Origin of the sequence: Bradyrhizobium yuanmingense, from assembly GCF_029167105.1 — a bacterium.
In the GTDB taxonomy this organism is placed as follows: domain Bacteria; phylum Pseudomonadota; class Alphaproteobacteria; order Rhizobiales; family Xanthobacteraceae; genus Bradyrhizobium; species Bradyrhizobium yuanmingense_A.
Genome location: NZ_JARFML010000018.1, coordinates 86,946 through 98,897, shown reverse-complemented (window position 1 = coordinate 98,897; position 11,952 = coordinate 86,946). Strand labels below are relative to the sequence as shown.

Sequence of the window (11,952 nt, the reverse complement as noted above, 5' to 3'; positions counted from 1 at the left end):
GGTTGGCTGAAACAGCACAAATTCGGCAGATAAGGAGTCGATTGTTGCGTTCGCGGGCTGATCCTCATCCTTTCGGGTGGCTTCACGGTGTGGTATTCGCCAAAGTTCTTGGGACATCAGTCATGAAATTGCGCTTCCGCAGTACGCTTTATCGCGCTCCCCTTCATCAGCACGGACAGGCCGGATGAAAACGTTTGTGTTTGCCTTCGCGCTTTGCACAGTCATGACTTGCGCGACGGCATCCCCCAGCTCCGAACCGCAACTGTTTGCTTGGCCGGTTGCCTGCGACTTGGGAAGGACGTGCTTCATCCAGAACTACGTTGACCATGATCCCTCCGACAAGACCTTGGACTTTCGATGCGGGCGCCGAACCTATGATGGTCACGACGGCACCGACATCCGGCTGCCCGATCTGGACGTTCAGAGAACAGGCGTCGCAGTCGTTGCGGCCGCTTCAGGGCGCGTTGCTCACACCCGAGACGGCATGGATGACGTATCGGTCAAAGTCGCAGGAAAAGCCGCAGTCGCCGGCAGGGAATGTGGCAACGGCGCAGTCGTCGAACACGGAAACGGCTGGAGCACGCAATACTGCCACATGGCCAAAGGCAGTCTCAGAGTGAAGCCTGGCGACAGCGTGAGCGCCGGGCAGACACTCGGACTGGTGGGTCTCTCCGGAAACACGGAGTTCCCGCATCTCCATTTCACGGTGAGGCAGAGCCGGGCCGTCGTAGATCCATTCGCTGAGGGAGGCGTCAAAGGCGAATGCAACGTTGGTCGTTCGTTGTGGCTGCAAACCGGGAGCGCTGCTCCCGGCTACCGGCCGACCGAGATCATCAACGCCGGTTTTGCCGATCGAGCGGTGACCATGGACGAGATCGAGGCAGGAGAAATCAAGCGATCTCTGCCTGGCCCTCACTCTGCGACCATCGTCGCGTATGTTCGCGCTATCGGACTGCAGGCGGAGGACGAGCAAGTGATCGAGCTGAGATCGCCTCAGGGGCAAGTCATCGCGGAGTATCGCGCACCGGAGCTGCCGCGAGACCAAGCCCAATATTTCATTTCGGCTGGACGGAAGCGGGCGGGCGCCGCCTGGCCGCCTGGCACCTACACGGCAACTTACACGCTACGTAGAAATGACATTGAAATCGAGCGTACGGTTTTTAAGGTAGCAATCGGGGAGCCACGTTGATTGACCTACTTTGCCAATCGAACGCAGGCTCTAGATCATCCCTGGTTTGTCTCAGCACGCTGGCGGCAAGCTGCCAGTCCGCCGAGCCGCTATCGAGGAGGTTCGCATGCCAAGTCGTGCCTTCTCCGACGATCTCAACCGGCGTGACCGCGATTTCCTTCACCAGCTCACACCCATGATGCGCTCGGACGGCGTCACCCTCGGCGCGGCTTCTGAGCATTGCCAGAATTTGTTTACAGGACTCCCAAACGACAATTTTGCAAACGGCTCCCGCGTCAGCTCGCGTTCGTAATGCTTCTCAGATCGTAAGTTTGCTGAACAAGCGTATGCAACGCTTTGACGGCAGCCTCCCGGTTCTCCACAGAGAGAAAAAGACTGACCGAATGCGGGGACAATACGTACCTGTCAGGGACAATCCTGTGATGTTCGAGAACCTGCAACGCCCTGAACGGCAATTCCGATGAAACGCCGCCGAAGCAGGTGAGACTAACCGAGCTTGACGCCTCGCGCTGCTTGCGCAGATCCGTAGCGCCCTCCAACGTGCGCAGCAAGGCATCCAGCCACTCCGTATCGCAAGCCACGGTCATGCTGGTTTTTCCCGCAGCGAAGTGTGATGCAAGGAGCTGCGGCCAGGACAGGCTGTTTTGCTTGAGATGCTGCGCGAGTTTCTCGAACCCGTGATTGAGATCCCTGGAATCGATTTCCACATGCTCAATGCGAGCTATCGAGTTGACGGCTAGAACTCTCCCGTTTTCCATGCCTAAAACCCCTTTCATCACTTGTGTGCTGTGCTCGACGCCATCCCACTGCTTGAGAACCAGTGGCACATCCTGACTTTGCGCCAGCTCTACGCTGCGAAAATGCAAGATCTTCGCACCCCAGAAGCACATCTCCGACAGGGATGCGAAATCTACCTGCCGGAGCGGCTTTGCGTCCTTCACGATGCGCGGATCGGCCGAACAAATGCCGTCGACCTCTTTGATGATCTCACAGCGTTCGGCCTTCAGCGCCGCGGCCATCGCGACCGCCGTGGTGTCGCTGCCGCCGCGGCCGAGTGTAGTAATTTCCCTGGTCGCGGGGTTCACGCCTTGAAATCCTGCCAGCACGACAACGCGCCCGCGGTCGAGTTCCTCACGCACGCGAATCGGCCGAACATCCAGAATGCGTGCGGCGGAATGCGAGTCGTCGGTCATCACGCCAGCCTGGCTGCCGGTGAAGCTGATCGCAGGGACGCCGAGATCGGAAAGCGCCATGCTCATCAGGGACATGCTGATGCGCTCGCCAGTCGTCAGCAGCATATCGAGTTAACGGCGGTTGGGAGCAGGGCTGACCTGATGAGCCATCTGGATCAACTGGTCGGTGGTCGTGCCCATGGCGGAGACGATCGCGACGACACGATGACCGCGGCCATGCAGGTCGGCGAGACTGCGCGCAACCGCGCGAATCTTCGCCGGTGTTTCAAGGCAGATACCGCCATATTTCTGCACGATGATCGGATGGTTGCCCATCTAACCTCGCTCGGAAGCCTTGGTTGCCTCGCCCATCGAACCGACGCCGCCGATCCATGTGTCGACGACCTCAAAGCTCGGATTGAACGCGACAAAGTCCGCGCGGTATCCGGCCGCGATCCGTCCGAGCTCGGACCCAAGGCCCAGAAATGCCGCTGGCGTCCGGGACGCCATGATGAGGGCATCGACGAGCGCGATTCCAATGAGCGTAACAGCGTTGCGGACCGCCTGGATCATGGTGAGGTGAGCGCCCGCGAGTGTGCCGTCACTGCCAGTCAGGCGATTGTCGTGCAACGTGATCTGCCTTCCTTGGAGCAGGAATTGCCGGTCGTCCGTGCCGACCAATGGCATGGCATCGCTGACCAGCATCAATCGATCGCGTCCCTTGCAGCGGAAGGCAACACGCAAAGCAGCGCGCTCAACGTGAATGCCGTCGCAGATGATTCCAGCAAACAACCGGTCTTCCTCCAAAGCGGCGCCCACCACGCCCGGCTCCCGGGCGCTCAACTGCGACATGGCGTTGAACAAATGGGTCACCCCCAAGAGACCGCGACCGACCGCCTGCCGGATTTGTTCTGCGCTGGCATCACTGTGGCCAGCTGCGACACGCAATCCAGCGCCGACCAATTCATCGATCATCGACGCAGGCACGCATTCCGGGGCCAAGGTCACAATGGAGCGGCCGCGATCGCCGAAGCTCTTGATGGCGGCGAGGTCGCGCCGATCGGGCACGCGTATCTCGGTTTCCGGATGAATGCCCTTGCGAGATCTGTTGAGGGCCGGACCTTCCAGATGAAAGCCGAGCACGCCAGGAATATCGAGGCACGCCTGAGCTGCGACGGCCAATCGTTCGACGACCTCGGGTCGATCGGTGATGAGGGTTGGCAAACAGCCCGTGGTCCCGGCCTTGCGGTGCGCCTCGACGATGCGCCGAACGCCGGCCTCCGTCGGCTGGTCGTTGAGAAGCACGCCACCGCCTCCGTTCACCTGGATGTCGATCAATCCGGGTGCAAGGATCGCATCTCGGGGAAGGCGGATTGACGCTGGCGCGGCCTCGTCGAAGCTGATGCTTTCAATCCGTCCCTGCGAGATCCTGACCGACCCGGGCCCGCGCATGTCGGTCCCATCAAAAATGTGCTGTGCAGCAATCGTGAGAGAGGCAGAACCAGCATGGCCCATCAGTATCGATCCTGGAATGGCCGTCACGGACTCGTGAGGCGAGTCTGCCATAAGCGTTCACATGTAAGCCACGGGGACCTGTGCGGACCCGAAGCGAAACCCTCGCGTTAACGTTCCATGGGAACAAAAGGTACCACGTATCTCGGCATTGATGGGGGCGGAACCCGCTGTCGCGCCCGGATCGAAGACGAAAACGGCACGGCGCTCGGAGAAGCGGGCTCGGGACCGGCCACGACACGAATTGGCATCGACAAGGCTTGGCGGTCCATCATGGAGGCCACCGAAGCGGCGGCCACACAGGCCGGACTAAGCCGCGAGGATTTCGCGCAAATGCACGCCGGAATTGGCCTTGCCGGGATTGGCCGCCGGGGGGCGAAAGCGGCGCTCAGCAAGATCGCGCATCCCTTTGCATCCGTTGACTTCATCAGCGACGGCCTCGCGGCCTGTCTTGGCGCCCATAGCGGCGCGGACGGGGCAATCGTGGTGGCCGGCACGGGTTCGGTCGGTGTCGGCCTGGTCGACGGCTGCGAGATCCGTCTCGCCGGTTACGGGTTTCCCGTATCGGACGAAGGCAGCGGCGCCGACATCGGCCTGCAGGTCGTTCGACTGGCGCTGCGGGCTGCGGATCGCCGCCGCGAGTTGACGCCATTGCTCGCAGAGGTGCTGGGCGCATTCGATCATGATCCCTATCGGGCGGTGGCCTGGTCCGAACAAGCCAGAGCAACGGACTACGCCGCATTCGCACCGATCGTGATGCGGCACGCCAATCAGGGCGATCCGGTCGGCCGTCGCATTGTCGAACGCGCGGCCGATGCCATTGGCGATCTGCTCGATCTATTCCTGGCAAGAGGAATCGATCGGCTCTCGCTGGTGGGCGGGCTGGCGGATGCCATGACGCCATGGCTGACGCCCGACCTGCGCGCCCGCCTGAAGCCTCCTGACGCGGACGCGGTGGCCGGCGCGCTACTTGTCGCGCGAGAGCGGCTGAACCTACCCACGCTGGCTTTGACCGAGAGAGAAACTGACCATGAACAGGCTCCGAAGTTCCGCGTTTGATGGCGCTTGGATCAACAGTATGGCCACCGAAGACGTCGATCCTAGATTTTCCGACCTCGATGCATGGCCGCTGGTGTCAGCGATGGAAGCGATGTGGGAGGGTCAGCTTGCGGCGGTCGCTGCGATCGGTCATGCCCTCCCCGCGATCACGGCGGCGACCGAGGCGGCCCAAGCGGCGCTGGGCGATTACGGTTGCCTTGTCTATGTCGGCGCCGGCACCTCGGGGCGCGTGGCGGTCCAGGACGGCGCCGAGCTGACGCCGACCTTCGCCTGGCCCAAAGAGCGCGTCCGCTTCATCGTCGCCGGCGGAGACAGTGCCTTCGTCAAGAGCATCGAGGGCGCGGAGGATGACATTGATGATGCGGTCACACAGATCGATGCCGCGCGGCTCACACCGCATGATGTGGTGATCGCGGTCGCCGCCAGCGGCACAACGCCATTCACGGTCGCGGCGCTGCAGCAGGCAGGCTCGTGCGGTGCAGTGACGATCGGTATCGCCAACAATCCTGGCACCGCACTGCTGGCATCGGCCAAGTTTCCGATCCTGATCGAGACCGGCCGCGAGCTGATCGCCGGCTCCACGCGGATGAAGGCGGGCACCGCGCAGAAGGTTGTGCTCAACCTGATCTCCTCGGGAATCATGCTGCGTCTTGGCCGGGTGTATCGCGGCATGATGGTGAACATGCAGCCGACCAATGCCAAGCTAAAGCGACGCGCCGAGGCCATGGTGGCGCAAATCGCCGACTGCGATCCGTCGCACGCGGCACGCTCGCTGGAGCAGGCCGAGGGAGACGTCAAGACGGCGGTCCTTCTGGCGCTGGGCGTCGGCAGGACCGAAGCGGAGACTATTCTGAAGGACGGCGACGGCAATCTCAGGCGCGTGTTTGCCGAGCTCGCCAAGGATCGGGACTCGGATCGGGACTCGCATCCCAAGGCACCGGCAGCACGCAAGCAAGGCGGAGCGGTTGAGCCGTGACGACATCCGCGATGGCGAACGAAATCGGGGAAAGCGCCGATGTTGTCGCCAACATTGTTCGTAGCCGCCCGACCACGCGCGACATCGCGCAGCGGATTGGGATTGGCTCAGCTCCCCTGTGCGTCGTGTGCGGTCGGGGAAGCTCCGGGCATGCCGGCCTCTTCCTGAGATACCTTGTCGAGACGCGGCTTCGCCTGCCCGTTTCAGCAAGCGCCCCCTCGGTGATCACGGCATTTCGCAAACCTTTGATGCTGCGCGATGCGCTGTTCATCGTGATCTCGCAATCCGGGCGCAGCCCGGATCTCGTCGCAGCAACAAGGTCGGCGCGCGCTTCGGGCGCCCGCACCGTTGCCATCGTCAATACGACGTCGTCGCCGGTGGCCGACGAAGCGGAGTTCGTCGTTCCGATCGAAGCCGGCGAAGAGCACTCCGTCGCGGCGACAAAGACCGTCATCGGCTCGATGGCCGCCGGCGCGGGACTTGTTGCCGAGCTGGCGCAAGATCGTGCGCTGGGGTCAGCCCTCGACCGGCTGCCCGAACGCCTGCACCGTGCGCTGGCGCTCGACTGGTCCGAGATTGCCGATGATCTCGTCAAGGCGTCAGCCGTGTTTGTGGCAGCTCGAGGCCTGGCCCTGGGTTCGGCGAGGGAGATTGCGCTTAAACTTTCGGAGATCCTGCGCCTGCCCTCCATCGGCTTGAGCGCCGCAGAGCTGCAGCATGGGCCACGTGCCGCGCTATCGTCGCGCACGCCCGTTGTCATGATGCGCCTCATGGATGAAACTGCGGCCACGGTGGACGCTCTTGCAGAGGAATTGCGTGAGCAAAAGGTCGCGCTGCATCTCTGCGGCGGACCGCATGGCTCGCTGCCCTGGTTGGTCCAGGATGATCCTGCCACTGATCCGATCGCCATGCTCGTTCCGGCCTATCGGATGATCGAGGAGGCGGCATGCGCCCGCGGATTTGATCCGGATCGCCCTCCTGGCCTGAGCAAGATTACCGAGACGTTTTAACAGCTGACTGATCGGTGGCTGGCGACCAAGACGACATCTCTCCGCAGAACGTTGAGCGGGAATACGTCCATGGATGGCTCTTGCGCGAGAAATTCGCGCATCGTCGTCTTTCGAATCTCTTGGTCCCGAAAGGTGGCAGCGGCATACGCAAAGGATACCTTCCGGGCACGCGATATTCCAAGGACCTGGATTTCTCCTGCGAGAATGCGCTCAATGAAAACCAGCTGCATTCCGATCTGAGCGAAATCCTCGAAGCTGCTAAGGCCGGAAGCGGCGTTCAGTTCGCGATGGACCGGACACGCGTCGCCGAGAAGAACCTCAAAATCCCCGGCGTCCAGGCCCTGGAAGTGCGGATCTATTTCAAAGGCTTCTATGCGGAAGAGAAGCGTAACCCTGCGTTCGCATCTGGATATTAGCGAATTCGAAAAGCCTTACCTGCCGATCCAGACACGGCCGCTGTTACACCCCTATTCGGACCAAGCTGCGTGCACGGGCCCGATCCGCTGCCAAAAACTCGAAGAGCTTCTGGCAGCGAAACTGACCACGCTGATTTTTCGACGCAAAGCCCAGGACCTGTTCGATCTGTTTTACTCGATCGTATTCAGCGGAGATTTTCCGGTCAGCCGCGCCGAGGTCGTGCGCACCTTCCTCAAGAAGTCCATCTACGATGCCGAAGCGCAACAAGCGCGAATGCAATTGCTTGCCGTCCCGCTTCAACTCTTCCATGACCTGTGGGATGATCTTGTGACGCCAAAAGCCAGCCGTATCACGTTTTGACATGATACAGGGGCGCTTCAGTTCTCTCATCGAAGAACTCTTCGAGTTACTCGAGCCGGTGGTATCTCCCCGCATTATCGACGGCGGTGTCCGGCCTTCCTTGGTGCGCGCCTTCGGCTACGGCGGGAGCTTTATGCCCGCCGCGAGGCAAGTCATCATTGAAGCAGGGCGATCACTGACAATGATCGAAGCCGATTATCACGGCGTCCGGAGGCTGATGGAACACTATAAGCTCGAATATAAGATCCGAAAGAAGGACAACCGCGGCTTCGAATAGTTCTGGGCCTATGATTGTACCGGTGCCCGCAAGAGTGGACTTGGCATCAAAAGCTTCTTCTCCGAAGAGCTCAGAAACATCAGTGCGACCAACCGATCATTCGTACCTCGGGATCAGGTTATGTTTTGAGGCCACGTTCCACGCGGCCCAAAAGGCCTTAAAGCATCTCGGGAGGACAAATTGAACAACAAGCCCGAGCCGCTTCTGCCGATCACATTGTCGAGAATAGACGTCCGGAAGGATCGACAGAAACACCGTTTGAAAAACCGTTTTAGTCTGGCTCTCTCAAACGGTTTGTCTCGCTAAAGTCTTGATTTATATGGTGGGCGCACCAGGGCTCGAACCTGGGACCCGCTGATTAAGAGACATGCTGCTCCCATTGATTTCTCAAGAGAATTTTTCCAACTAAGCCAAAATCCGATCATTGGAGATCAATGGCTTACAGCGAAACGTCCAACTGCAAAGGCGCATGGACGCCCGAGCGCCTCCTTCCCAAAGATGGATTGGTGGCGCTTCTGAACGGACGAAGCTACTCGGCACAAGTTCGGTCACAATGGCGTTGGACTGGACTCGCTCCGGCCTAGCCAGCGCTGGGTCGGGAACAGCTGCAATTGCCAGCGTCGAGCGGCCGCGCCCCACACGCCGGTGGGCATGAACAGCATGATCAGGATGGCGAGCGTGCCGAGCACGACCAGATAGAGACTGCCAAACTGGGCGAGATAGGTGACGAGCCCCCACAGCAGCAGCACGCCGACCATCGGGCCTTCGATGGTGCGCACCCCGCCGATCACGACGATGAAGATGACATAGGCGGTCCAATCAGTGACGCTGAAGGCCGCATCAGGCGAAATACGCGCCTTCTGCAAATAAACCACGGCGCCGACCATGCCGGTGGCGAACGCGACTGCGATCCACAGCACGTAGCGAGTCCGCGCGGTGCGGACGCCGACGCTGCGGGCCGCCGCTGCGTTGTCACGGCTTGCGGCCAGCGCCAAGCCGTGATGTGAGCGCATGAAGGCGTAGATGCCGAGCGTGACCAGCACGGCAAGCAGCAGCGCCAGCCAGTAAACCAGCACGTCACGCGCGGCCGCCGGGCGCAGGCCAAGCAGCGCCTGCACCATCTTCAGTCCGACCATCTGCGACAGTTCGCCCGGCGAGATCGACATCCCGGTGCCGCCGCCGAGCGACTTGAACTGGGCGCAGATCAGCCGCAGCGCTTCGGCGGCGACCCAGCTGCCGATCGCGAAATATGGCCCTTCCAGCCGGAACAGCAGCGGCCCGAGCACCGCCGCGACCAGCGCCGCGAACAGTCCGGCCAGCGAGATCGCCGCAACCGGATCGAGCCCGGCCATCACGATGCCGGCAAACAGCGCATAGGCGCCGAGCCCGACAAACGCCTGCTGCCCGACCGATACCAGTCCGCCCCACCCGGCCAGCACGTTCCAGAGCTGTGCCAAGGTCAGCATGGTGAAGACGAAGATCAGATCCTGGATCAGGTTGCGCGAGGCGATCGCAGGCAGCGCGGCCAGTGCCACGATCAGCGCGATGCCGGCCACAGCCGCGAAGCGCGACAGCCGTGTGCCGACCCGAACCTGCCACACCGGCGCGTCCGCCGGGCGCTGCTCGCGGGCAGCCGGGATATGGATGCTTTCGACGCTCATGTCCGCCTCGCCGGGAACAGCCCGCGCGGCCGCACCATCAGCACGACAAGGAAGGCGAGATGGCCGGCCAGGATCTGCCATTCCGGATTGATCCGCCCTCCGATCGCCTGCGCCAACCCGAGCACGATGCCGCCCGCCAGCGTCCCCCACAGGCTGCCGAGCCCGCCGATGATCACCGCCTCGAATGCGTAGAGCAGCCGCGCCGGGCCGATCGACGGATCGAAGCTGGCGCGGATACCGAGCACAACGGCGGCGATCACCGACACTGCGAGCGACAGTCCGACCGCGATGGCGTAGACATTGCGCTCGTTGACGCCCATCAACTGCGCGATCGCTGGATTATCCGCAGTGGCGCGGAAGGCGCGGCCGAGCGAGGTGCGATAGAAGATGAGCTGGAGCAGCGCGACGGCGGCAACCGCCGTCACCAGCGCTGTCAGCGGCGCCAACCCGACGCTCAGGCCAGGAGCGAGCACCACCGACGAGGATTCGAAGGCGCCCGCCTGCAGCCTGCGGCTGTCGGCGCCGTAGCCGAGCAGCAGTCCGTTCTGGATCACGACCGACAGGCCGAAGGTGACGAGCAGCGGCGGCAGGATGTCGTCGCCGAGCACCCGCTCCAGCACCAGCCGCTGCAGCACGAAGCCGAGCACGAACATCGTGATGACGACCAGCAGGGATGCGACGGCCAGCGGCAGACCGAGCGCGATGGTGGCGCTGAGCACCAGATAGGCGGCAAACAGGATCAGATCGCCATGAGCCAGATTGACCAGGCGCATGATGCCGAAGATCAGCGACAGGCCGAGCGCGAACAGCGCATAGACGCCGCCGAGCAGCACGCCTTCGATGATGGTGTCGAACCCGCTCATCGCTCCCTCATGCTCCGAAATAGGCCGCACGGATGGTGTCCTGATCGACATCCCTTGGCCGGCCGCTCAGCGTCACCCGTCCCTCCTGCAAACAGTAGAAGCGATCCGAAGCCCGCAAGGCGCGGGCGATGTCCTGCTCCACCAGCACGATGGCGGTACCGCCAGAGCGGATCTGCGGCAGCATGCGGTAGATGTCCTCCACCACGATCGGCGCGAGGCCGAGGCTGATCTCGTCGCACAGCAGCACCGACGGGTTGGACATCAGCGCGCGGCCGATCGCCACCATCTGCTGCTGCCCACCCGACAGCGCGGTGACGTCGCCGCGCCGCCGCTCCTTCAGCACCGGGAACATGCGGTAGACGGCGGCGAGATCCCACGGCGCGCTGCGTTCGCCGCCATAGGCGCCGATCAACAGGTTCTCCTCGACGCTGAGCGAGGGAAACAGCTGGCGCCCCTCCGGCACCAGCGCGAGGCCGAGCCGGACGATGCTGGCGGCGGACGCATCGCCGATCGCCCGTCCCGCGAGGCGGATCGCGTCGGGACGGTTCTTGACCAGCCCCGCCAGCGATTTCAGCATGGTCGACTTGCCGGCGCCGTTGGCGCCGATCACTGCGACCGCCTCGCCCTCGTTCAGCTCGAAGTCGATGCCGAACAGCGCCTGGAAGTCGCCGTAGAACGCATCGAGCGCCGTGACATTGAGCAGCGCGGTCATGCCGGCACGCCCATATAGATGGTCTCGACCTCGCGCGAGCGCATCACCTCGACTGGTGCGCCCTGGGCGACGACTTTGCCAAAGTTCAAGACGACCAGCCGCTGCACCACCGCGAGCAGCGCATGCACCACGTGCTCGATCCAGATGATGCCGACGCCTTCGGCATGGATGGTGCGGATGGTCTCGACCAGTTCGTGACATTCGGCATCGGTGAGGCCGCCCGCGATCTCGTCGAGCAATAGCGTGCGCGGCCGGGTGGCGAGCGCCCGCGCCAGTTCGAGCCGCTTGCGATCGAGCAGCGGCAGGCTGCCCGCGAGCCGATTGGCCTTGGCTTCGAGGCCGGTCAGATCGAGCATGCGGCCGCAATGCTGGATCGCCTCCGCCTCCGACAGGCCGCCGCCGAACAGCGCGGCGACCGCAAGGTTCTCGAACACCGAGAGATGGTCGAACGGTTGCGGGATCTGGAACGAGCGCCCGATGCCGGCGCGACAGCGTGCCTCGGGCGAGAGACCCGTGATGTCGGCGCCATCGAGAACGATGCGGCCGGCATCGGGCCGCAGCAGCCCGGTGATCAGGTTGAACAGCGTCGATTTACCGGCGCCGTTCGGCCCGATCACGCCCAGCGCCTCGCCCGAGGACAGCGTCAGGTCGATCGCGTCGGCAACCACGATGGCGCCGAACCGTTTCGAGATGGCGTGGAGTTCGAGCATGGTCGCCCACATCTGGTTTCGGCGGAGAGGAGGA

At 62.8% G+C, this 11,952-nt stretch carries 12 protein-coding genes and 1 pseudogene; 7 read left to right on the top strand and 6 right to left on the bottom strand.

The features are described 5' to 3' along the window. The first annotated feature begins 184 nt into the window (after positions 1 to 184). Entirely contained in the window at positions 185 to 1,189 is a 1,005-nt protein-coding gene (locus tag P0R31_RS23400) for a M23 family metallopeptidase (RefSeq protein ID WP_275516532.1), read from the top strand. Positions 1,190 to 1,464: 275 nt separating this feature from the next. On the opposite strand, the pseudogene P0R31_RS23395 reads toward P0R31_RS23400, so the two are convergent. Continuing rightward, positions 1,465 to 2,697 (bottom strand): annotated as a pseudogene (locus tag P0R31_RS23395) (aspartate kinase). Next, on the bottom strand, positions 2,698 to 3,876 hold the full coding sequence (gene nagA, locus P0R31_RS23390; RefSeq protein ID WP_275516531.1) for an N-acetylglucosamine-6-phosphate deacetylase: 1,179 nt from the start codon (positions 3,874 to 3,876) through the stop codon (positions 2,698 to 2,700). Positions 3,877 to 3,993: 117 nt separating this feature from the next. On the opposite strand from nagA, the gene P0R31_RS23385 reads away from it, so the two are divergent. The 6 genes from P0R31_RS23385 to P0R31_RS23360 are packed head-to-tail and all read left to right on the top strand — an operon-like array spanning position 3,994 to position 7,972. Continuing rightward, complete coding sequence (locus P0R31_RS23385) at positions 3,994 to 4,932, top strand: BadF/BadG/BcrA/BcrD ATPase family protein (protein WP_275516530.1); 939 nt, start codon at positions 3,994 to 3,996, stop codon at positions 4,930 to 4,932. Between the two features lie 19 nt (positions 4,933 to 4,951). Next, on the top strand, positions 4,952 to 5,908 hold the full coding sequence (locus P0R31_RS23380) for an N-acetylmuramic acid 6-phosphate etherase (RefSeq protein WP_275516529.1): 957 nt from the start codon (positions 4,952 to 4,954) through the stop codon (positions 5,906 to 5,908). An 11-nt stretch (positions 5,909 to 5,919) separates the two neighbouring features. Beyond that, positions 5,920 to 6,918, top strand: coding sequence for an SIS domain-containing protein (locus P0R31_RS23375; protein ID WP_275516528.1), 999 nt, complete (start codon positions 5,920 to 5,922; stop codon positions 6,916 to 6,918). 14 nt (positions 6,919 to 6,932) lie between these two features. Beyond that, positions 6,933 to 7,334 carry a nucleotidyl transferase AbiEii/AbiGii toxin family protein gene (locus P0R31_RS23370; RefSeq protein ID WP_275516526.1) on the top strand — a complete coding sequence of 134 codons (402 nt, stop codon included), beginning with the start codon at positions 6,933 to 6,935 and terminating at the stop codon, positions 7,332 to 7,334. After that, a complete protein-coding gene (locus tag P0R31_RS23365; RefSeq protein ID WP_275516524.1) occupies positions 7,291 to 7,695 on the top strand; it encodes a nucleotidyl transferase AbiEii/AbiGii toxin family protein in 405 nt (134 codons plus the stop codon). Before P0R31_RS23370 ends, P0R31_RS23365 begins: the two co-directional genes overlap by 44 nt. 1 nt (position 7,696) lies before the next feature. Next, on the top strand, positions 7,697 to 7,972 hold the full coding sequence (locus P0R31_RS23360) for a hypothetical protein (RefSeq protein ID WP_275516521.1): 276 nt from the start codon (positions 7,697 to 7,699) through the stop codon (positions 7,970 to 7,972). Between the two features lie 548 nt (positions 7,973 to 8,520). On the opposite strand, the gene P0R31_RS23355 is transcribed toward P0R31_RS23360, so the two are convergent. Genes P0R31_RS23355 through P0R31_RS23340 form a run of 4 tightly spaced genes read right to left on the bottom strand, consistent with a single transcriptional unit; the run spans position 8,521 to position 11,918 of the window. After that, entirely contained in the window at positions 8,521 to 9,633 is a 1,113-nt protein-coding gene (locus P0R31_RS23355) for a branched-chain amino acid ABC transporter permease (protein WP_275516519.1), read from the bottom strand. Continuing rightward, positions 9,630 to 10,496 carry a branched-chain amino acid ABC transporter permease gene (locus P0R31_RS23350; RefSeq protein ID WP_275511626.1) on the bottom strand — a complete coding sequence of 289 codons (867 nt, stop codon included), beginning with the start codon at positions 10,494 to 10,496 and terminating at the stop codon, positions 9,630 to 9,632. Before P0R31_RS23350 ends, P0R31_RS23355 begins: the two co-directional genes overlap by 4 nt. 7 nt (positions 10,497 to 10,503) lie before the next feature. Continuing rightward, positions 10,504 to 11,208, bottom strand: a complete 705-nt coding sequence (locus P0R31_RS23345) for an ABC transporter ATP-binding protein (RefSeq protein WP_275516517.1) — start codon at positions 11,206 to 11,208, stop codon at positions 10,504 to 10,506. Beyond that, a complete protein-coding gene (locus tag P0R31_RS23340; RefSeq protein ID WP_275511628.1) occupies positions 11,205 to 11,918 on the bottom strand; it encodes an ABC transporter ATP-binding protein in 714 nt (237 codons plus the stop codon). Before P0R31_RS23340 ends, P0R31_RS23345 begins: the two co-directional genes overlap by 4 nt. Positions 11,919 to 11,952: the final 34 nt, after the last annotated feature.